The sequence below is a fragment of the Flavobacterium sp. genome (assembly GCF_965277525.1).
Taxonomy (GTDB): Bacteria; Bacteroidota; Bacteroidia; order Flavobacteriales; family Flavobacteriaceae; genus Flavobacterium.
In genome coordinates, this window is record NZ_CBDIDC010000009.1 from 695606 (window position 1) to 719020 (window position 23415).

General features: G+C 34.1%; 12 protein-coding genes. 5 read left to right on the forward strand and 7 right to left on the reverse strand.

What is annotated here, in order from left to right:
• Positions 1–246 precede the first annotated feature (246 nt).
• Positions 247–1560 carry a Kelch repeat-containing protein gene (locus ACQY44_RS19965; RefSeq protein ID WP_428232151.1) on the forward strand — a complete coding sequence of 438 codons (1314 nt, stop codon included), beginning with the start codon at positions 247–249 and terminating at the stop codon, positions 1558–1560.
• Positions 1561–1788: 228 nt separating this feature from the next.
• Here ACQY44_RS19965 and ACQY44_RS19970 read toward each other — a convergent pair whose 3' ends face one another.
• Entirely contained in the window at positions 1789–4053 is a 2265-nt protein-coding gene (locus tag ACQY44_RS19970; protein ID WP_428232045.1) for an aconitate hydratase, read from the reverse strand.
• 128 nt (positions 4054–4181) lie between these two features.
• Positions 4182–6953 carry a bifunctional aconitate hydratase 2/2-methylisocitrate dehydratase gene (locus tag ACQY44_RS19975; protein ID WP_428232046.1) on the reverse strand — a complete coding sequence of 924 codons (2772 nt, stop codon included), beginning with the start codon at positions 6951–6953 and terminating at the stop codon, positions 4182–4184.
• A gap of 433 nt (positions 6954–7386) precedes the next feature.
• Here ACQY44_RS19975 and ACQY44_RS19980 point away from each other — a divergent pair, with 433 nt between their 5' ends.
• Both ACQY44_RS19980 and xrtN read left to right on the forward strand, forming a co-directional pair.
• Positions 7387–9879 (forward strand): XrtN system VIT domain-containing protein, encoded by a 2493-nt coding sequence (locus tag ACQY44_RS19980; RefSeq protein WP_428232047.1) that lies wholly within the window; start codon positions 7387–7389, stop codon positions 9877–9879.
• The gene (gene xrtN, locus ACQY44_RS19985; protein ID WP_428232048.1) at positions 9879–11120 is read left to right on the forward strand and encodes an exosortase N; all 1242 of its coding nucleotides are present in this window, start codon (positions 9879–9881) and stop codon (positions 11118–11120) included. The genes ACQY44_RS19980 and xrtN overlap by 1 nt, the downstream gene beginning before the upstream one ends.
• A 53-nt stretch (positions 11121–11173) precedes the next feature.
• On the opposite strand, the gene ACQY44_RS19990 is transcribed toward xrtN, so the two are convergent.
• Both ACQY44_RS19990 and ACQY44_RS19995 read right to left on the reverse strand, forming a co-directional pair.
• On the reverse strand, positions 11174–12127 hold the full coding sequence (locus ACQY44_RS19990) for an AAA family ATPase (protein WP_428232049.1): 954 nt from the start codon (positions 12125–12127) through the stop codon (positions 11174–11176).
• 78 nt (positions 12128–12205) lie between these two features.
• Complete coding sequence (locus ACQY44_RS19995; RefSeq protein WP_428232050.1) at positions 12206–13636, reverse strand: foldase protein PrsA; 1431 nt, start codon at positions 13634–13636, stop codon at positions 12206–12208.
• A 544-nt stretch (positions 13637–14180) separates the two neighbouring features.
• Here ACQY44_RS19995 and ACQY44_RS20000 point away from each other — a divergent pair.
• On the forward strand, positions 14181–15623 hold the full coding sequence (locus ACQY44_RS20000) for an alpha-amylase (protein WP_428232051.1): 1443 nt from the start codon (positions 14181–14183) through the stop codon (positions 15621–15623).
• Positions 15624–15772: 149 nt separating this feature from the next.
• On the forward strand, positions 15773–17362 hold the full coding sequence (locus tag ACQY44_RS20005; RefSeq protein WP_428232052.1) for a peptide chain release factor 3: 1590 nt from the start codon (positions 15773–15775) through the stop codon (positions 17360–17362).
• A 77-nt stretch (positions 17363–17439) separates the two neighbouring features.
• Here ACQY44_RS20005 and ACQY44_RS20010 read toward each other — a convergent pair whose 3' ends face one another.
• The 3 genes from ACQY44_RS20010 to rpoC all read right to left on the reverse strand — a co-directional run bounded on the left by ACQY44_RS20010 (position 17440) and on the right by rpoC (position 23175).
• Positions 17440–18171 carry a hypothetical protein gene (locus tag ACQY44_RS20010; RefSeq protein WP_428232053.1) on the reverse strand — a complete coding sequence of 244 codons (732 nt, stop codon included), beginning with the start codon at positions 18169–18171 and terminating at the stop codon, positions 17440–17442.
• A gap of 371 nt (positions 18172–18542) precedes the next feature.
• On the reverse strand, positions 18543–18854 hold the full coding sequence (locus ACQY44_RS20015) for a DUF3467 domain-containing protein (protein WP_072959407.1): 312 nt from the start codon (positions 18852–18854) through the stop codon (positions 18543–18545).
• Between the two features lie 10 nt (positions 18855–18864).
• The gene (gene rpoC / locus ACQY44_RS20020; protein WP_428232054.1) at positions 18865–23175 is read right to left on the reverse strand and encodes a DNA-directed RNA polymerase subunit beta'; all 4311 of its coding nucleotides are present in this window, start codon (positions 23173–23175) and stop codon (positions 18865–18867) included.
• Positions 23176–23415: the final 240 nt, after the last annotated feature.

Sequence of the window (23415 nt, forward strand, 5' to 3'; positions counted from 1 at the left end):
AATTATTTGGCCCGAAGTGCTTTCTTTTCTACACATGCTATATTTTTCTTATAATAATGTAGCAAAATTTTAAACTAATTTTCTTTCAGACCATAGTCTCGGCATAAAAATTGTGGGAATATTTTTAGAAAAACAATTGACTTTCTTTACTAAAACTAACCTTAATACGAAAACAGTGTAAAAAAACTACTTTTAATTTTTATTCTTTTTCCTATATTATCCCTTGCTCAAACTATAAACGGAACGATAGTTTCTACAACTACTAATCTTCCACTAGAAAACACCAATATCTTTGCGTTATCAAGCAAAGTTGGAACGATATCAGATGAAAATGGTTCGTTTTCCTTAAAACTTCTTGCAAAATATAATAGCGATGAAATCTTAGAGTTTTCTCATATTGGTTACACTACTACAAGAATTTCTTTAAGCTATCTCATAAAGCAAAACTTTATAGTTATGCTTGAAGAAAATATTGAAAATCTGTCAGACGTAATTATTCCTGCTGATCAAAAACTACAATCTAAACTTTCGTTTACTAAATTGACTTCTTTAAAACATCTTATATTTTCATTTGGCTCTTCTTTACAAGATGACAAAATTTATGTTAGTGGCGGAGATGCTTATCCTGAAATCAGCCATCTCGAAAAAGCGCGATCAGAAAAAGCCGATATGGATATGGTAAAATTTTTAAATGAACCACAATATACTTCGGCAAAACGACATTATAAACAAGATCTTTGTATATATGATATCAAAACTGATACATGGGAGATTCCGAAATTAAAACTTCAAAACAGAGCTTATCACAACATTCATTTTTATAACAATTTGATTTATATCATAGGCGGAAAAAAAATGTTTGTAAATAAAATAAGCAGTTGGGAATACCTGCAGGATCAAATTGAAGTTATAGACCTGGAAAAGCAAGCAATTAAAACAGATCATACAAATCCGCATCAGGCTGCTGATTTTGCATCCTTTACTTATAAAGATAATATTATTGTAATGGGAGGCTCCATAAAATCGACCGAAAGCGGTGTAAAGGATTTTACGGATAAAGCGCATTTATACAACATTTCTTCAGGTTATTGGTATGAACTTGCCCACATGCCAATAGCAAAAGAAGCCTCAGGAATTTTGGTTGATGATAAAATTTATCTTATTGGTGGCAACAATGGAAAACCAATATCACAAATAGAATCTTTTGATTTAGCAACAGAAAAATGGCAAACTGAAGGAGAATTATTCTCTGCATTAGAAAGACCTGCCATAACTCATCACGACAATATTATTTATTTTTTTGAGGATCAAAAAATGTGCGTATATGATCTAAAAACAAAACAATTGAAAGAATATGAGATTGGATTACCTCTGAAATATTCAGCAATGCATTATTACGATAATAAACTATATATTTTAGGAGGACGTATTGACAATAGCTTTTCTAAATTACCTTCTTCAAAAGTATATAGTATTGATTTAAACGAATTCGAAATTACAAAACCTACCAGAACTAAAACTTTATCACAAGAAGTACACACAACCAAAAATAACGGGTAGATTCTTTTTTTATAATCATTATTCTTTTGAAGATGGATTATATAGGAAGGTTAGTATAAAAAAAAACATTAAGAGACAAAAACTTGTGATAAAAACGATTGCCTTAGCCCACATGGGAGCGGCATCCTTTTATGGCGGTCCCGATAGCTATCGGGAGAAATAGCTACAAATAAAAAAACGCCCTGTTTAAACAGAGCGTTTTTTACTATATATTAGAATCTTAAATGATTAAGCTTTTCCGGCAGCAATTAGGTTTAATGCTGAACCGGCAACGAACCAGCCAATTTGACCAGCGTTGTACGTATGGTTTGCAAGGATAACATCTTTTGTACCATTAACGTGAACGAACTCTAATGTTAATGGTTTTCCCGGAGCGAACTCCGTTAAATCAGTAAAATTAATAGTATCATCCTCTTGAATCTTATCGTAATCCGCTTCGTTTGCGAATGTCAATCCTAAAAGTCCTTGTTTTTTAAGGTTTGTTTCGTGAATACGGGCAAAAGATTTTACCAATACCGCTTTAACGCCTAAGAAACGTGGCTCCATAGCCGCATGCTCACGAGATGAACCTTCGCCGTAATTGTGATCTCCCACAACAACAGATGGAATACCAGCTGCTTTATAAGCACGAGCTACAGCAGGGACTGCATCGTAAGTACCTGTAAGTTGATTTTTTACAGAGTTTGTTTTTTGGTTGAATGCATTTACGGCACCAATCAACATATTATTAGAGATATTATCTAAGTGTCCACGGAAACGTAACCATGGTCCGGCCATAGAAATATGATCTGTAGTACATTTTCCAAAGGCTTTGATTAATAATTTAGCACCAGTAATGTTTTTACCATCCCAAGCTTCAAACGGAGCTAATAACTGCAAACGCTCAGATGTTGGACTTACAGCAACCTGAACTCCCGAACCATCTGCAGCCGGAGCCTGAAAACCAGGATCTTTAGCATCAAATCCTTTTGGTGGCAATTCGTCTCCTGTTGGAGCATCAAGTCTTACTTCTTCTCCATCTTCATTGATTAAAGTATCTGTTAATGGGTTGAAACCTAAATCCCCTGCAATAGCCATAGCGGTAACCAATTCCGGCGAACCTACGAAAGCTAAAGTGTTTGGATTACCATCTGCACGTTTTGAGAAGTTACGATTGAAAGAGTGAACAATAGTATTTCTTTCTTCTTTCTCTGCTCCATCTCTGTCCCACATACCAATGCATGGTCCGCACGCATTAGCAAAAACAGTAGCACCAATTTTTTCGAACGTATCGATAAAACCATCACGTTCGATTGTATAACGAACTACTTCAGAACCGGGAGTAATTGTAAATTGGGATTTAGTTTTTAAGTTTTTAGCACTTACTTGTCTCGCCAGGGAAGCTGCACGAGCGATATCTTCGTAAGAGGAGTTGGTACAAGAACCAATTAAACCCACCTGAATTTGTAAAGGCCAGTTGTTTTTGATTGCTGCTTCTTTCATTTTAGAAATTGGAGTCGCTAAATCCGGTGTAAAAGGACCATTTAAGTGTGGCTCTAATTCTGTTAAGTTAATTTCGATAACCTGATCAAAATATTGTTCAGGATTAGCGTAAACTTCCGGATCTCCTGTTAGGTAAGAAGCTACTTTATCTGCTGCATCAGCAACATCAGCTCTGTTGGTAGAACGTAAATAACGACTCATAGAATCATCATAACCAAAAGTTGAAGTTGTTGCTCCAATTTCAGCACCCATGTTACAAATAGTTCCTTTACCGGTACAAGACATAGAAGTTGCACCTTCGCCAAAATATTCAACGATAGCACCAGTACCACCTTTTACAGTAAGGATACCGGCTACTTTAAGGATAACATCTTTAGGAGCAGTCCATCCGGATAATTTACCGGTTAGTTTTACTCCAATTAATTTAGGAAATTTCAATTCCCACGCCATACCGGACATAACGTCTACAGCATCAGCTCCACCAACACCAATAGCTACCATTCCTAATCCTCCTGCATTTACAGTGTGAGAATCGGTACCAATCATCATTCCTCCGGGAAAAGCATAATTTTCAAGTACAACCTGATGAATAATCCCAGCTCCCGGTTTCCAGAAACCAATTCCGTATTTATTAGAAACTGACGATAAAAAATCGAAAACTTCATTACTTTGTGTTTTTGCTCTGGCCAAATCAGTTACAGCATCTACTTTTGCCTGAATCAGGTGATCACAGTGAACTGTTGTAGGAACTGCAACTTTTGATTTTCCTGCGTGCATAAATTGTAATAATGCCATTTGTGCAGTTGCATCCTGACATGCCACGCGATCCGGTGCAAAATCAACATAATCAACCCCTCTTCCAAACGCCTGAGATGGATTTCCATCCCAAAGGTGATTGTATAAAATTTTCTCAGTTAAGGTAAGTGGACGACCAACAATCTCGCGTGCTTTATCAACACGACCTGGCATGTTCTCATACACTTTTTTAATCATTTCAATATCAAAAGCCATAAGTATACTTGTTTTTGTTTTTTTTATTTTGAACATCACAAGTTACAAAAAATAGAGGAGCTGTAAAAGAAAAAGCCTGAGTTTATCACTCAGGCTTTCTATATATAATGATTATAACTAATCGTAAATTACATCACTAATTGCTTGTTAGAAGGTGCAAACTTAGTCAGGTTGATACCGTCTACTGCAGCTGTATATTCATCCAGGGTAGGAGTTCTTCCAAGAATGGTAGACAAAACTACTACAGGTGTTGAAGAAAGCAATGATTCTCCTTTTTTACCTTCAGAATCTTCTACAACTCTTCCCTGGAAAAGACGTGTAGAAGTTGCCATTACAGTATCTCCTTTTGCCGCTTTTTCCTGATTACCCATACAAAGATTACATCCCGGACGCTCCAGATACAACATGTTCTCGTATTCAGTACGTGCAGCACCTTTAGGAGCATTATCGTCAAATTCGAAACCAGAGTATTTTTGTAAAACTTCCCAGTCACCTTCAGCTTTAAGCTCATCTACAATGTTATAAGTTGGTGGCGCTACTACAAGAGGTGCCTTGAATTCAACCTTACCTTGTTGCTCTTCTATATTTTTAAGCATCTGGGCAAGGATTTTCATATCTCCTTTATGAACCATACAAGAACCAATAAATCCAAGATCTACTTTTTTCTCTCCTCCGTAAAAAGAAAGAGGTCTGATTGTATCGTGAGTATATCTTTTAGAAACATCAATATTATTTACATCTGGATCCGCAATCATTGGCTCTACAATCTGATCAAGATCAATAACAACTTCAGCATAATATTTAGCATTCTCATCCGGAGTCAAGGCTGGTTTCTCTGCAGACTTAATCTCTGTTATTCTTTTATCAGCTTTATTAATCAATCCCTGAAGAACTTGTTTTTGATTATCCATTCCTTTGTCAATCATGATCTGGATTCTGCCTTTTGCAATTTCCAGTGATTCAATCAAAGTGTCATCCTCAGAAATACAGATAGAAGCTTTTGCCTTCATTTCTGCAGTCCAGTCTGTAAATGTAAATGCCTGGTCAGCATTAAGAGTTCCAAGATGAACCTCAATAATTCTTCCTTGGAATACGTTCTCACCACCAAATTTTTTAAGCATCTGAGCTTGTGTAGCATGAACCACATCACGGAAGTCCATATAACTCTTCATCTCTCCCTTAAATGTTACCTTCACTGATTCAGGAATTGGCATTGAAGCCTCACCGGTAGCAAGCGCAAGAGCAACTGTTCCTGAATCCGCACCAAAAGCAACACCTTTTGACATTCTTGTATGAGAGTCACCACCAATAATGATAGCCCACTCGTCTATTGTAATATCATTAAGAACTTTGTGAATTACATCCGTCATGGCATGGTAAACCCCTTTTGGGTCACGAGCAGTGATTAAACCGAACTCGTTCATAAATTTCATCAATTTTGGAATATTTGCCTGAGCTTTTTTATCCCATACTGAAGCTGTGTGACAGCCAGACTGATATGCACCATCAACAATTGGAGAAATAACTGTAGCAGCCATAGACTCCAATTCCTGAGCAGTCATAAGACCAGTTGTGTCTTGTGAACCCACAATATTAACTTCTACACGAACATCTGAACCAGCATGTAAAACTTTACCGGCAGGTATACCAACAGCATTTCTGTTAAAGATTTTCTCTACTGCCGTAAGACCTTGTCCTTCAATAGAAATCTCCTTAGACGGGGCAAATACAAGAGGAGCCTCGATGTCCAGAATTTTCGCTGCTAATGTCTGAAGTTTTTTACCAAATACAATTGCATATGATCCTCCAGCTTTTATAAATTCCATTTTCTGAGGAGTAAATGCCTTAGAAATATCAATTAGCTCTTGATCTCCGTTATAAAGTTTCTTAGTTTTTGTATTGATAGTAAGTACAGTTCCGGTAGCAACTGAGTACGCTTCCTCCAGAATAGGCTCATTATTTTCATTACGAATAATGTTCCCGTCAGCATCCAGTTTTTTAACCCAGTTTTTAAGATCTAAGCCAATACCACCCGTAACGTCAACTGTTGTCAGGAAAATTGGAGAAATACCATTGGTACCTCCAACAATCGGAGCAATATTAACGAATGGAATATATGGACTTGCTTGTTTACCACTCCAAAGCGCCACGTTGTTTACACCTGACATTCTGGACGAACCTACGCCCATTGTTCCTTTTTCTGCAATCAACATTACACTTTTATCAGGATGTTGCGCTTGCAGCATCTTGATTTCGTCTTGTGCCTGAGGAGTAATCATGCATTTACCATGAAGTTCACGATCAGAACGTGAGTGCGCCTGGTTACCAGGAGAAAGTAAGTCAGTTGAAATATCCCCTTCTCCAGCGATATAAGTCACTACTTTAATTTCTTCAGCTATTTCCGGAAGTTTCGTAAAAAACTCTGCCTGCGCATAACTTTCAATAATCTCTATAGCAATTGGGTTACCATTTTTAAATGCTTCTTTTAAACGATCTGTGTCTGCCTCGTAAAGGTAAACTTGTGTTTTAAGAACATTTGCTGCTTCTTTAGCAATAGCAGCATCATCACCCAAAGCTAAATCCAACAATACTTCGATTGAAGGTCCACCTTTCATGTGTGATAATAACTCAAATGCAAAAGCAGGAGTTATTTCTTTTACTACAGATTCTCCAAGAATGATCTCTTTTAGAAACTTAGCTTTTTCACCAGCAGCACTTGTAGTTCCTGGTATAGTATTATAAATAAAGTACTTAATCGAATCTTCTCTATATTCGTTATCTAAATCTTTAATTTGTGCAATAATTTCGCTTAATAATTCAGCGCCATCAATTGGTTTTGGGTGAAGTCCCAGATTTTTTCTTTCTTCAATCTCTTGGATATAATCCTTGTAAATATTCATAATTAAGGCAGATTTATTTTTTTACGCAAATTTAAACATTAAAGCCGATAATTAAAAATAATATAATAGAAGTCAGCTTTTCAAAAATTATTATTGTTAAAAAACGATTTTGACTGGTTGTTTTTGTCAAAATATTAATTTTGCATTAAAAAAATGAATTATTGATATTTTAAAATCTTTTCTTTAACAAAGTCGGAATTTGCTGTTACAAATGAAGTCAGATTTTACCTCTGTTTTAACAAAGAATCTTTCTAAATAAACAATTATAACGTTGTAGTTACATTATAACCTCTCTTTTTCTTCTTCGTTTTATAAAAATCATTCTTCCGGTTATTGCCCTTTTCTGCGATTCAAAAAAAAGCAAAATAAAAAACCTGTAATTCAAATTCTTTTATAACTTTGTAATTCAAAGTTCTTTTAAATAAATACAACTATGAAACACAAATTAGATATTTTAGAAAATTACTCTCAAAAACCAGGAGTGATAATTGGTTTAATTGTTACCCTATTCAGCAGCCTTTTTTTAATTGGCGCTCTTCTCTGTAAAGAATTCCGATTTCATGATTTTGAATCAATTGCTTTATTCAGCCTTATCTTTGAATTTTTGTATGGAGTTGGCCTTTCTTTTTTAATTTTAAAAAAGAAAGAAACTTATGTTCACCTAACCCCATTCTTAATCCTGAACTGGCTTATTGGTTGTTTTTGTTTAAACATCTTTATTCCTGTTTTTCATGATTTACCTATATGGGTCTATTTGGCAACATTATTTTTTTGCTTGTCTAATTTTTTTATTTACCAAAATTCAGACGAAAGCCGAAATACTTCTATTGCCTTTTTTATAAACGGTTTATCACTTAGCATCATCCTGTATTTTGCCATATACCTGATCCCTATTATGCCAATCTCTTTTGTGGCAATTCTGGCTTTAGGATTAGGCTTTTATGGTTTGGTTCCTGCATTGGTCATTATTATTCATATTGCAACAATTCTTCGATATATAAGTAGCAATAAAAATTATACCCTCTCTTTTAGTGCCGGTTTTTTAGTTGTTTTAATAAGTCTAACCTTTTTTACAATTGGATTACGTATTGAAAGCAATAAAATAGAGCAATCAACTACAATCAATTCATTTGACCAAAATGATGACTTACCTCGCTATATTTCGATTTCTCAGCATTTAAAGCCTAACTTTTTTAATGAAATTCTACTAAAAAAAGATATTGTCTACATTCCGCTTCATGACATTTTTTCTTTTGGAAGTTTTGATTCTTTTGGCACCAAACAATTTAACGAAAAAAAGATCCATAATCCGTTGATATCTATTGCTTATCTATTCTCTACAGATCTTAATATTAGTAATGATGACAGAATCAATATTTTAAAATCAAACTTTGATAAACGATTAGAAGCCGAGGAACAATTGTGGAGCGGCGAAGACTTATTTACCAAAAGCATTAAGGAAGATGTAAAAATTTACCCTCAATCGCGTTTAGCGTATACAGAAATTACCATGAATATTGCCGCTGCAGAAGGTTCATGGAGAAACCATGAGGCTATTTATTCTTTTCAACTACCGGAAGGCTCTGTTGCAACCTCTTTATCCTTATGGGTAAACGGTATTGAAAGAAAAGGAGTCTTGACTACCAAAGAAAAAGCGAAAGCAGCATACAATCAAATTGTTGGTGTAGAATACCGCGATCCGTCTTTAATGCAATGGAAAGAAGGAAACAAAGTTGTCGTTAGAGTTTTCCCTATTAACTCTAAAACTCCAAGAACGTTTAAATGCGGTTTTACAACACCATTAAAAGTGGCAGACAATCAAATGAAATACGAAAGTCTTTCTATAAAAGGCCCGAATATTTCGAACGCCGAAACGATATCAAGAATTCAAACTGCTGGAAACACTAAAATTGAAACCAGCAAAGATTTTGAACTTAAAAAAGAGTATTACATCAACCAATCAAAAGGATTAGACAGTTGGGAAGCTTACCTGCCACTAACCAAAATCTCAAGTTCATTTGCATGGAAAAACAAAATTTATGAAGTTAAAGACATTCAGAGAGCGACTATTCCGTTTAGTCCTTCAGAAATTATATTAGACCTGAATAATAGTTGGACTAGCAAACAAATAGAATCTTTTGTGGATCTAAATAAACTAAACTTATTTGTCATTATAAATGGAAAAAAGAAAGAAATCAATAAGGAAAACTATAGAGCAATTGCATTAGAGTTTGAAGATCTACAATACTCTTTATTACCTCTTTATAAAATTTCCCCAAACAGTTTAATCATTACCAAATCCGGAACATTCTCTGCTAACTTCGAAGAACTTGAAGATTCTGATTATTTAAAAAAAATAAGAACCGAAACCAAACAGAGAAATCTAAAAGTAATTAATATCTCGTCTGAAATCAATCCGTTTTGGCAAACGATAAAAGAGCAAAAATATGTCGATTACTTTCAGACCAGTCTAAAAAACAGTTTAGATCTCATTCATACAAAACAATTCGTTTTATTTAAAACAGAAACCAATACCATAAATATCGAACCCGCTAATATCGCTATTACAGAAAGTTTGCAAACCAATATAGCAAAAGGCAATGGACCGGATCATATTTACAGAATGTATGCTTTTGGAAAAGTGCTTGAAGAACAAGTAAAAATTCAAAATGATTCTTTGGTTCAAAACCAATATGTAGATTTAGCAAAAGACGCCAATATTGTAACCCCAATATCCTCTTTAATTGTTCTTGAAACCGATAAAGATTACAAAAATAACGGAATTGAGAAAAACGTCAATACTTTAGAAAATGCTTCTATCAATAATGACGGTGCTGTTCCTGAACCACACGAATGGTTATTAATCATCCTGGGATCGACAATACTTTTCTTTTATTACAGAAAACACAAAAAGCAAACTAATTAATGAAGCTTATATTTCAATATAAAAACGCGATTGCGATACTTATTCTCATTTGCTTATTGGCGTTAAACTCCAATGTAGTATGGTCTGGTCTTGATAGCAATCTTTTCGGGATTGTATTTTCAATCGTGTTATTTCTTATCGGGGGTAGAAAAACTTCATTTAATATGAACTACCCTCTTTTAGGAATGATTTTTCTATTAGAACTTATAAGTTATCGTTTGCATACCAAATCTTTGCATTTTCTGGCTTTGGCCCTATTGGCTTGTTTTCTCTATTATAGTCTCACGCAAAAATTCTCGTTCATAGCTTTTATCTGTATCTTTTTATTCTCTTCGATTTTTAATACATTCTTTGATTATTTAACGGTAGAAATCAAACAAACACTTTGTTACGGAGTTTATTTGACTTTAAAAAATTTCATTCCGATTACAAAAATAGAAGGCGTCAATTTTTACATTCATCATGCAAAAATTACCATTGACACTGCTTGCATGGGATTGTCAATGTTTAAAACCGGATTACTTGTTGGGGCTTTTTTATTGACTCTCGAAGAACGAAAACAGCATAAATTTTTCAATGTAAAACAAATTTTCTTGTTCTGCTTTGTAATGATTTTATTGAATATCGTTTCGAATTATTTCAGAATCATAACTTTGATTGTATTTAATTGTACCGAAGAAAATACTTTACATCATACCATTGGTTTACTTTGTTTTGCTTTCTATCAAATTATACCCATGTTGTTTTTAATATGTTTTTTTAAACCTAATTTAGACGAAACATCCAATCAAACCTCTAATAAATTTAGTTTGTTTACTATTCTAATCGCTTTTTCAATAGTATTGATAACTAGTTTAGAGATCAAAAAAGAATTGAAACATGATTTACTCGAAAACCTAAATCCATCATATAATATCAAAAAGGGAATCTGGATTAATAATGAAGTTTTTAAAATGGTAACACCTAAAAAGCTCATTTATATTAAAACCCCATCTCACAATCCTTTGATTTGCTGGACAGGAAACGGTTATAAAATAATCGAGTCAAAAGTGATTCGAGAAGATAATGAAGAAATTTGTTTTGTTCGAATGGAGAAAAACAACATTGAGTATTACTCATATTGGTGGTACGAATGCGATAATAAAAAATATACTTCGCTTGCAGAAGTCCTTTTAATAAAACTATTTCACAATAAATCTGTTCGTTTAGTAAACGAAACCAGCAGTACAAAATTGATCTAAAAAAAGCCTGATACAAAATTGTGTCAGGCTTTTTTTAGATTTCTATAATTTACTTACATCAACTTCTGAATGATAATCTCTTCTGTGATTCCTTCAGCATCAGCTTTGTAGTTTTTAATAATTCTGTGACGTAAAATTCCGGTTGCAACCGCTTTAACATCTTCAATATCCGGTGAGAATTTACCACTAAAAGCAGCGTGGGCTTTTGCAGCCAAAATTAAATTTTGAGATGCTCTTGGTCCTGCTCCCCAATCTAAATAATTCTTTACAAAATCATTCGAAAGAACATTATCCGGACGCGTTTTACTTACCAAAGTTACTGCATATTCAATCACATTATCAGCTACAGGAATTCTACGAATCAAATGCTGAAAATCGATAATTTCCTGCGCAGTAAATAACGGATTAATAGCCGTTTTAACGTCAGATGTGGTACGTTTTACGACCTGAACTTCTTCTTCAAAACTTGGATATTCCAGTTTAATAGCAAACATAAAACGGTCTAATTGTGCTTCTGGCAAAGGATATGTTCCTTCTTGCTCAATTGGGTTTTGAGTTGCTAACACAAAATAAGGTAAATCCAGTTTATAATTTTGTCCCGCGATAGTAACTGAACGTTCCTGCATTGCTTCAAGCAAAGCCGCTTGCGTTTTAGGTGGCGTTCTGTTAATCTCATCAGCTAGAATAATATTCGAGAAGATAGGTCCTTTTATAAATTTAAAATGTCTGTTTTCATCTAAAATCTCACTTCCTAAAATGTCCGAAGGCATTAAATCCGGTGTAAACTGAATTCTTTTAAAATCTAGACCTAAAGCTTGCGCCAAAGTATTTATCATTAAGGTTTTTGCCAATCCCGGAACACCTATTAATAATGCGTGTCCTCCAGAAAAGATACAAAGTAAAATTTGGTCTACAACTTCATCCTGGCCTACAATGATTTTTGCTATTTCGGTTTTTAGTTCATTTCTTTTTTGAACTAAATTATGAATTGCTGCTACGTCAGACATTTAGATATGTTTTTAAAATTAAAAAGAGTTAGCGTTATGAATTCATAAAACTAACTCTTTTTATTTATTTAATAAAAATTATTTTTTCAACCAGTTGTACACAAAGTTACAATCTCTGTACTCTCCAATAATTTTAATGTAAGTATCTTTTATTTTAGTATCAAACCACTTTGAGATTGTTGTGATTTGTTTTTCTTTTAGTGCTAATTCTTTAATTTTAGTATAATCTTTAGCGTAATCGGCAGTATGTGCATCAATTCTATTGGTAATCGTAATTAACTTATACGTTTTTTTACCTTTATCGTCTGTGTTTAAAATGGGCTGAGAAATTTCATTATCCTTCAAGTTAGAAACCTGACTGTATAAAGTAGGATCCATTTTGGTCAACTCAAAACGGGTATCCTGCGTATTAGGATTTACTAAAGTTCCTCCGTTCGCTCTCGTTTCTTTCTCATCAGATTCTGTTCTGGCAGCCTCAGCAAAAGTAATTTCTTTGTTTATTATCTTATTTCTGATATTGTTAATTCTTTCTTTAGCATCTTTTAGAGCATCTTCAGAAACTGTAGGTGCAATTAAGATGTGGCGCAATTCAACTTCCTGGCCTTTTATTTTATCTACCATAATAATATGATATCCAAAATTGGTTTTAAAAGGCTCTGAAATTTCTCCTTCTCCCAAACTAAAAGCTACATCTTTAAACTCTTTTACGAAAGGAGTTTTTCGGGTCATTTTATAAAAACCTCCATTTGGTGAAGACCCTGGATCTTGTGAATACAAAACGGCTTTTGTTGCAAAACTGGAACCTTCCAAAACATCTTTTCTAATAGCATTTAATCTGTCTTTTACCTTTTGTTCGTCTTCTGCAGAAACCTTAGGCTCTACGACAATTTGCGCTACTTCCATTTCAGCTCCAAAAGTTGGCAATTCATCTTTTGGTATTTTCTTAAAGAAATTACGAACCTCTTCCGGAGTAATTTCTACAGCATCAACAATTTTTTTAGTCATTTCTGACGCTAATTTTTGTTCTTTTAATATATCCGCAAAATAAGTCTTAAACTCCTCTACTGAATTCTTTTTATAATAAGCAACAACCTTATTGATATCTCCAACTTGTTGAATCATATAGTTCAATCGGTCATCCATCATACTTCTTACTTCAGCATCACTAACCACAATACTATCCTGAATTGCCTGGTGTGCATACAATTTATCTTCTAAAAGCTTACCCAGCATCTGACATCTTGTAATGTCTTTTGTCGAACCTCCTGATGCAGTAATCTCCAAATATCCTTTATCAATATCCGAATCTAAAATAATATAATCTCCAACATTGGCAATAATACCATCAATTTTTTGCTTATGACCTGAAGGCGCAGTGACTGGTTTCTGCATCACAGTATCTTTAATAATTTCCTGAGCCGAGATAATTGAAGTGAAAAAAAATAAAAAACACATTGTCAACACTAACTTGTAATCAATTGTTTTTAACTGTAATTTTTTTAATAACATTATTTTAAATTTAATTTGAATGTAAAGATCTTGCCTTAGAATTTCGTTTTAAACTAAAATCATTTTAAAATGTATTTCCAGACTATTATACCGGAAACACTAAATAATTAAGATCTAGTTCTTTTTAACTTATAACGAACAAAAATAACAATTCAATTACATAATACAACTATCGTCCATACTATTAACAAAAAATTATATGGAACACACTTAAAATTAATAAAAGGAACCTCTACCTAAGAGATTAAGTCCTAAAAATAAAGGCATAAAATACTTCCGAAACTCCAATCAAAGACAAATATCTGTACTATTTTATTGAAAACTCAAATAATTAGTAAACAGTCAAATAAAAAAAAGTTATTGACACTACAACGTTTTCGTTGTATAACTATTTTCTTATAGAAAAAGATCGAATCAAAAAATATATACTTTAGATGCGTAATTGATAATTTACAGCTATTAAAATTGCGAATTATTGTTTTTTAAAACGTCATAAATATCAAATTACAAACTTTATTTATCTAAACCTTAACCAAATTTAATTATGAAGAAACCTATTCTTAAAATTTATTTATTTGCAGCAATGACAGCATTTTTTTATTCGTGCTCGCAAAATGAAACAAATGAAGTAGATTCAAAAGCTCAAAGTCAGCAATTTGAAATTATCAATGTAACCCATCACGACGGAAAGCCATTTAGTACAGGAACCTCCAGTTCATCTCTAACGGGAAAATACGTTGATAATCCTGGAGGCGGAGTAATGATGCAGGCTTTTTACTGGGATGTTCCTGCCGGAGGAAATTGGTGGAACACTGTGAGCAGCAAAGTAACTGCCTGGTCGAATGCCGGAATTGGGTCGATTTGGCTTCCGCCTGCTTCTAAGGCTCAAAACGGTGCTTTTTCTATGGGATATGATCCAACAGATTATTTCGATTTTGGAGATTATAATCAAAATGGTTCTGTTGAAACCCGTTTTGGTTCAAAAACCGAATTGGTAAGTTTGATTACTAATGCTCATGCTGAAAACATGAAAGTATATGCAGATATCGTGATTAATCATAATAGTGGCGGACAATCCGAAGCGAATCCGTTTACAGGAACCAATACCTGGACGAACTTTAGCGGAGTTGCTTCAGGAAAATTTACGCGTAATTATAATGATTTTTATAAAAACAGCTACGGTAATAATGACGAAGGTGCTTTTGGCGGTTTCCCGGATTTATGCCACGCAAATCCTCATGTACAAGATTGGTTATGGTTACGAGCTGACGGAGTTGGTAAATATTATAAAAATACCATGAAATTTGATGGCTGGAGATTTGATTACGTAAAAGGATTTGGTGCTTGGGTTGTAAATTCATGGAATGCCAATGTAGGCGGTTTTTCTGTTGGTGAATTATGGGATTCGAATGTAAACGTATTAAATGACTGGGCTAATAATGCTAATAGTTCTGTTTTTGATTTTGCATGTTATTACAAAATGAACGACGCTTTCGACGGAAATAATCTTGCTTTATTAAACGACGATATGATGTGGAAAAGAAATCCGTACAAAGCGGTAACTTTTGTTACAAATCATGATACTGATGAAATTTCGAACAAATTACTAGCCTATTCTTATATTTTAACTCACGAAGGATATCCAACCATATTCTACAGAGATTACGAAGAATGGCTGGATAAAAACAAATTAAACAATCTGATCTGGATTCATAACAATAAAGCTACAGGTACAACTTCTATTTTATATGCTGATGATGATGAATATGTTGCGAGAAGAAATGGATACAACGGAAACCCGGGATTAGTCGTTTACATTAATAATTCTAACTCTTGGCAAGAAAGATGGATTCAGACGAATTGGGCAAATGCTCAAATTAAAGATTTTACAGGAGCATCAAGCTGGTATCCAACAACTCAGGCAGACAAATGGGTAAAAATACAATGTCCTCCAAAAGGATATTCAATTTGGTCAATTAATCAGTAATTTTAAAATGACTATTTAAGGCTGTTGCAAAACAGCCTTATTTTTTTTCAAAAAAGAATCTTTACCTAAAAAAGACTTCCCAAATTAAGAAGTGAATATTTTTATTAAGCGGTAATTAATAGTACTTTTGCAACCTATTTATACGAAATATGAGCTTTTTAAAAGAAATACAACGCAGAAGAACATTTGGAATTATATCGCATCCCGATGCCGGTAAAACAACTTTAACGGAGAAATTATTGTTGTTTGGAGGAGCTATTCAGGAAGCGGGTGCTGTAAAAAACAATAAAATTAAAAAAGGAGCAACGAGTGATTTCATGGAAATCGAACGCCAGAGAGGTATTTCGGTTTCAACCTCTGTACTTGCTTTTAATTATCAAGATAAAAAAATCAACATTCTTGATACTCCGGGACACAAGGATTTTGCCGAAGATACTTTTAGAACTTTAACGGCTGTTGACAGCGTTATTGTTGTTATTGATGTTGCAAAAGGGGTTGAGGAACAAACAGAGAAATTAGTTGCTGTTTGTAGAATGAGAAACATTCCGATGATTGTTTTCATCAACAAATTAGACCGTGAAGGAAAAGATGCTTTTGACTTAATGGATGAAGTAGAACAAAAATTGGGTCTAACGGTTACACCTTTGAGTTTCCCAATTGGTATGGGTTATGACTTTCAGGGAATTTATAATTTGTGGGAGCAAAACATTAATCTTTTCAGTGGGGACAGTCGTAAAAACATCGAAGAAACCATTGCATTCTCTGACGTGCAAAGTCCTGAATTAGAAAAAATAATTGGACAAAAACCAGCAGATAGATTACGTGAAGAATTAGAATTAATTGATGAAGTTTATCCAAAATTTGATCGTCAGGATTATTTAGACGGAAAATTACAACCGGTATTTTTTGGTTCAGCTTTAAATAATTTTGGAGTTCGCGAATTGTTAGATTGCTTCGTTACGATCGCTCCATCTCCAAGACCAAAAGATTCTGAAACTCGTTTAGTAGATCCTACTGAAGAAAAAATGACCGGATTTGTGTTTAAAATCCACGCAAATATGGATCCAAAACACAGAGACCGTTTAGCATTTATTAAAATTGTTTCGGGAACTTTCGAAAGAAACAAACCTTACTACCACGTACGTCAAAAGAAAAATCTAAAATTTTCGAGCCCAAATGCCTTTTTCGCAGAGAAAAAAGAAATTGTAGACATTTCGTATCCGGGTGACATAGTTGGCTTACACGATACAGGAAACTTCAAAATTGGAGATACTTTAACCGAAGGTGAAATCATGAGTTTCAAAGGAATTCCAAGTTTCTCTCCGGAACATTTTAGATACATTAACAATGCTGATCCTATGAAAGCCAAGCAATTGGACAAAGGTATTGATCAATTAATGGATGAAGGTGTTGCACAGTTGTTTACATTAGAAATGAACAACCGTAAAGTAATCGGAACTGTTGGAGCACTTCAATATGAGGTTATTCAATACCGATTAGAACATGAATATGGCGCAAAATGTACTTATGAAAACTTCCCGGTTCATAAAGCTTGCTGGGTAAAACCTGACGATGCTAAAAACAATGAATTCAAAGAATTTAAACGTATCAAGCAAAAATTCCTTGCTCATGATAAATACGGTCAATTGGTTTTCTTAGCTGATTCTGACTTTACAATTCAAATGACACAAAGTAAATATCCAACTGTGAAATTATTCTTTACTTCAGAATTTGATTAATACTTTCTTAAAAAAAACATAAAAGGCCTTCTAAATTACTTTAGAAGGCCTTTTTATCTTCATTAAATTCAAAAACATTATTTATAGTTAATCCCTAATCCACCAGCAATCATAACTTTAGTAAGCTCTCCATCTGCAATAATTATATCTTGTTGTAATACTTTATTCTTGACAGATTCTATAGCAAAAGGTATCTCTTTTGAAAGATAATAATCATCTCCTGTAATAGTAACCACAAGTATTTTGCCGCTTCTTAAAACTTTTACGGGAATAGAAAATTCTCCAGTTTTAGAATTTATTCTAAATGTATTTTCTGAACCATTAATTGTAAGCACCAGGTTTGGGTAGTATTTAAGATTAAATAGCTTATTCGTTTTAGCATCTAATAATTTCCCTTTAACGGTTATCAACAATTCCCTCTCAACGATATGATTATAGGCCACTTTACCCATTAAATGATCGTTAGGTTTTGGACAATTTATTTCAGTTTTAACCGCCGTTTTTTCTTGTCCTGAAACATTCGAAGCTAATAAGATTGAAGCTGCTACTGCTGCATATTTCAGATTATTGATCTTAGAAGTTTCATTATGTGCAAATTCCTGCTCTAACTGTTTCATTCTCAGGCGTGCACAAATAGTTACATCTTTCGTTTCGACAATAAATCTAGCCACTTCTGCATTCGATTTTTTACTCAAATCGATTACATTTTTCGCGCATGAATTACAAAACGAACCCGTTGCATTGGGAATCATTTTATCAAAATTTTCAGAACAAGGGCTTGCTATCTCTAAGGTGAATTTCTTTTTCATACTATATTATATCAGGTTAAAATCTTTTACAGATACTTATTAGATATATAGAGTACATTTTTTATAAAAAGGTTGGGAAGAGCGTAAATTAATTCTAAGCCTGAATATTATTGCTCAATAAAAACAACACAGAAAAGCATAAAAAAAGCGCTAATTCATCATTAGCGCTTTTTTTTAATTTGAATTAATTCAACCTTAATAGTTATTATATTCAACAAATTAATCCCTTTTATTAGGAGGTAGCAATTTAGAATAATAAATTCCAAACAAGAAATTTAGCCGACGAAAGTAACATTAAATCAGTTGAACTGCATTTTCGAATTTATTTTTTGAAATAAAAAAAGCCCCATTTTTAATGGGGCTTTAATAATTTATGCTTGTCCTGCCGGACCAAAATTAAGCGGTATTGGTGCTTGTTCCGTCTCTTTGATTTCGCCATGAGCGGCTTCAAAACGATGAATATTTTCTCCAATTGCTTTTAATAATCTTTTAGCATGTTGTGGTGTCAGGACAATTCTTGACTTTACCTTGGCTTTAGGAATACCTGGCATAATACTCACAAAATCTAAAACAAACTCTGATGATGAGTGATTGATAATCGCAAGATTAGAATAAATTCCTTCTGCAATAGTTTCGTCTAACTCAATATTAATTTGCTCCTGTTGTTGTTTCGGATTACTCATAGTTTCCTAATTAATAGATATATTCTTCTTTATTAGCCATCATTTCATTGTAATCGTCTTTAGATCCTACGATTGTATTATCGTATTCTCTCATACCAGTTCCCGCAGGAATTCTGTGTCCAACAATTACATTTTCTTTCAATCCTTCCAGATTATCTACTTTACCAGCTACAGCAGCTTCGTTAAGTACTTTTGTTGTTTCCTGGAATGAAGCAGCAGAGATGAATGATTTAGTTTGTAGCGAAGCTCTTGTAATACCTTGTAAAACTGGCGTTGCAGTTGCAGTAATTACATCTCTTGCTACTACTAGATTTTTATCATTACGTTTAAGCAATGAGTTTTCATCACGTAAGTCACGAGGCGAAATAATCTGACCTGGTTTCAATACCGCAGAATCTCCTGAATCTTCAACTACTTTCATACCGTATAATTTATCGTTTTGAACGATGAAATCTTTAGTGTGAATCAATTGATCTTCTAGGAATAATGTATCTCCTGGATCCTGAACTCTTACTTTACGCATCATTTGACGAATAACTACCTCAAAGTGCTTGTCATTAATTTTTACTCCTTGTAAACGATATACCTCTTGAATTTCATTTACCAAGTACTGTTGAACAGCAGCTGGTCCTTGAATTCTTAAGATGTCATCTGGTGTAATTGCACCGTCAGACAATGGTACTCCTGCTCTTACGAAGTCATTTTCCTGTACTAAGATTTGGCTAGAAAGTTTAACTAAATACTTTTTAATCTCACCAAATTTAGATTCGATAACAATTTCACGGTTACCTCTTTTGATTTTTCCAAAAGATACAACACCGTCAATTTCAGAAACAACCGCTGGGTTAGAAGGGTTACGAGCCTCAAGCAACTCAGTAATTCTTGGTAAACCTCCCGTGATATCTCCTGCTTTAGAAGAACGACGTGGGATTTTTACTAATACTTTACCTGCTTTAATTTTCTCTCCATTCTCAACCATAAGGTGGGCTCCTACTGGTAAGTTATACGAACGAATCAATTCACCTTCTTTACCGTAAACCAATAAAGTTGGAATTAATTTTTTATTTCTTGCTTCAGAAATTACTTTTTCCTGGAATCCTGTTTGCTCATCAATTTCAACCATGAACGATTGTCCTTGCTCTAAATCCTCGTAAGCAATCTTACCAGTAAATTCAGAAACAATTACACCATTATATGGATCCCACTTACAGATTACAGATCCTTTAGTAACTACTTCACCATCCTTAACAAAAATACTAGATCCGTAAGGAATATTGTGTGTATTTAAGACGATTCCAGTTTTCTCATCAACTAATTTTAATTCAGTTGAACGTGATACTACGATATCTACCGCATTACCTTCACTATCTTCACCTTTTACAGTTTTTAAATCTTCAATCTCAAGTCTACCGTTGAATCTTGTAACAATACTAGACTCTTCAGAAATACCTCCAGCAACCCCTCCAACGTGGAACGTACGAAGTGTTAACTGTGTTCCTGGCTCTCCAATAGACTGAGCTGCAATAACTCCGACAGCTTCACCTCTTTGTGTCATCTTACCAGTAGCTAAGTTTCTACCGTAACATTTCGCACAAATACCTTTTAAAGCCTCACAAGTTAATGGAGATCTAACTTCTACTCTTTCAATCGGAGAAGCTTCGATAACTCTCATGATTGCTTCAGTAATTTGTTGCCCGGACTCAACCAGAACTTCATTAGTAAGAGGATTAATAACATCTTGCAATGCAACACGTCCTAAAATTCTTTCTCCTAAAGATTCAACAATTTCCTCATTTTTCTTCAAAGCAGATACTTCAACACCTCTAAGAGTACCACAATCTTCAATGTTAACAATAACATCTTGTGATACGTCATGAAGCCTTCTTGTCAAGTATCCGGCATCGGCAGTTTTAAGAGCCGTATCCGCAAGTCCTTTACGAGCACCGTGAGTAGAAATAAAGTACTCAAGAATCGAAAGACCTTCCTTAAAGTTAGAAAGAATCGGGTTTTCAATAATCTCTCCACCACCGGCAGTAGATTTTTTAGGCTTAGCCATCAAACCACGCATACCAGTTAACTGACGAATCTGTTCCTTAGAACCCCTCGCCCCAGAGTCAAGCATCATATATACAGAGTTAAAACCTTGTTGGTCTTCTCTAATATTTTTCATTGCTAATTCTGTTAACTGAGCATTTGCTGAAGTCCATACGTCAATAACCTGGTTGTAACGCTCGTTATTGGTAATAAGACCCATGTTATAATTTACAGAAATACCTTCAACTTGCTCTCTGGCATCTGCAATTAATTTTGTTTTTTGTTCTGGAATTCTAATATCACCTAAAGAGAATGATAAACCTCCTCTAAATGCAAATTTGTACCCCATATCTTTCATGTTGTCCAAGAAAGCTGCTGTAGTAGGTACATTAGTCACACTTAAAATGTGTCCAATAATATCTCTAAGGTTTTTCTTAGTCAGTACATCATTGATATATCCGGCTGCTTCAGGCACTACTTCGTTAAATAATACACGTCCTGCAGTTGTTTGGATAATTTTGTATACCAATTCTCCGGCTTCATTAAAATCTTTTGCTCTGATTCTTACACGAGCATTCAATTCTAATCTTCCTTCGTTTAATGCAATATTTACTTCTTCAGCAGAATAGAATGTTAAGTCTTGACCTAAAATTACATGTTCTGGTGTAGAGATACGTTCTTTGGTCATATAATACAGACCCAAGACCATATCCTGAGAAGGTACAGTAATTGGAGCACCATTTGCAGGGTTCAAGATATTGTGAGAAGCCAACATTAATAATTGTGCCTCTAAAATAGCCTCTGGTCCTAATGGCAAGTGAACCGCCATCTGATCCCCATCAAAATCGGCGTTGAAAGCCGTACATACTAATGGGTGCAACTGGATCGCTTTTCCTTCAATTAATTTTGGTTGGAAAGCCTGAATACCAAGTCTGTGTAACGTAGGAGCACGGTTAAGTAATACTGGGTGACCTTTAATTACATTTTCAAGGATATCCCAAACTACAGGCTCTTTTTTGTCTATGATTTTCTTAGCAGATTTTACTGTTTTAACAATACCTCTTTCAATCAATTTACGGATTACGAAAGGTTTGTATAATTCAGATGCCATATCTTTTGGCAATCCGCATTCGAATAATTTTAATTCGGGACCAACAACAATTACCGAACGAGCAGAATAATCCACACGTTTTCCAAGTAAGTTTTGACGGAAACGTCCTTGCTTACCTTTTAAGGAATCAGATAATGATTTTAATGGTCTGTTAGATTCTGTTTTAACAGCAGAAGCTTTACGAGTATTATCAAATAATGAATCTACAGATTCCTGCAACATACGTTTTTCGTTTCTTAAGATAACTTCTGGAGCTTTAATCTCCATTAATCTTTTCAAACGGTTATTACGGATGATTACACGACGGTATAAGTCATTTAAATCTGAAGTTGCAAAACGACCTCCATCAAGTGGCACAAGCGGACGTAATTCTGGTGGAATAACAGGAACCACTTTCATAATCATCCACTCAGGACGATTTTCGCGGTTTAAGTTAGACTCACGGAAAGACTCAACAACTTGTAATCTTTTTAAAGCTTCAGTTTTACGTTGTTTAGATGTTTCGTTATTAGCACTGTGTCTCAACTGGTAAGACAACTCATCTAAGTCGATACGTGCTAATAAATCCATAATACACTCTGCTCCCATTTTGGCAACAAATTTATTAGGATCCATATCATCTAAATATTGATTTTCTTGTGGAAGAGTATCTAAAATATTCAAATATTCTTCTTCAGTTAAGAAATCTAATCTTTGTAATGATTCTCCATCTGCATTTTTAGCAATACCAGCCTGAATTACTACATATCTTTCGTAGTAAATGATCATATCTAATTTCTTAGATGGAAGACCAAGGATATAACCAATTTTGTTTGGAAGAGAACGGAAGTACCAGATGTGAGCAATTGGCACAACAAGATTGATGTGTCCTACTCTGTCACGACGTACTTTTTTCTCTGTAACTTCAACACCACAACGGTCGCAAATGATACCTTTGTAACGAATTCTTTTATATTTACCACAAGCACACTCAAAATCCTTAACAGGTCCGAAGATTCTTTCACAGAAAAGTCCGTCACGTTCTGGTTTGTGCGTTCTGTAGTTGATAGTTTCAGGTTTCAACACCTCTCCTCTTGATTCTTTCAAGATAGATTCTGGTGAAGCTAATCCAATTGAGATTTTATTAAATCTTTTAACCGGATTTTTATCTTTATTATTATTTCTATTATTCATCATAGTTTTTACTATTGATTTATCTGCAATTAAAAAATTGATTTTAACTTATAACTTCCTCTTTAAAAAGAGTAAAACCATCAAGTCGCTACCACGGATTACTTCTCTAAACTTCAAACGTCAATTTTGAAGTGCTAATTACAAAACCTTAAGGTTTAAGTAAAAAATCGGAACGGTTTACGGGTATAAATCCTAAAAACTTTTATAAATGAGTAATCAGCCCCGATAAAAATCGGGACTGAA

Bases quoted from the DNA above. Each gene is read 5' to 3' on its own strand.
- ACQY44_RS19970 (WP_428232045.1), bottom strand. From the start codon at position 4,053: ATGGCTTTTGATATTGAAATGATTAAAAAAGTGTATGAGAACATGCCA.
- ACQY44_RS19975 (WP_428232046.1), bottom strand. From the start codon at position 6,953: ATGAATATTTACAAGGATTATATCCAAGAGATTGAAGAAAGAAAAAAT.
- ACQY44_RS19980 (WP_428232047.1), top strand. From the start codon at position 7,387: ATGAAACACAAATTAGATATTTTAGAAAATTACTCTCAAAAACCAGGA.
- xrtN (WP_428232048.1), top strand. From the start codon at position 9,879: ATGAAGCTTATATTTCAATATAAAAACGCGATTGCGATACTTATTCTC.
- ACQY44_RS19990 (WP_428232049.1), bottom strand. From the start codon at position 12,127: ATGTCTGACGTAGCAGCAATTCATAATTTAGTTCAAAAAAGAAATGAA.
- ACQY44_RS19995 (WP_428232050.1), bottom strand. From the start codon at position 13,636: ATGTTATTAAAAAAATTACAGTTAAAAACAATTGATTACAAGTTAGTG.
- ACQY44_RS20000 (WP_428232051.1), top strand. From the start codon at position 14,181: ATGAAGAAACCTATTCTTAAAATTTATTTATTTGCAGCAATGACAGCA.
- ACQY44_RS20005 (WP_428232052.1), top strand. From the start codon at position 15,773: ATGAGCTTTTTAAAAGAAATACAACGCAGAAGAACATTTGGAATTATA.
- ACQY44_RS20010 (WP_428232053.1), bottom strand. From the start codon at position 18,171: ATGAAAAAGAAATTCACCTTAGAGATAGCAAGCCCTTGTTCTGAAAAT.
- ACQY44_RS20015 (WP_072959407.1), bottom strand. From the start codon at position 18,854: ATGAGTAATCCGAAACAACAACAGGAGCAAATTAATATTGAGTTAGAC.
- rpoC (WP_428232054.1), bottom strand. From the start codon at position 23,175: ATGATGAATAATAGAAATAATAATAAAGATAAAAATCCGGTTAAAAGA.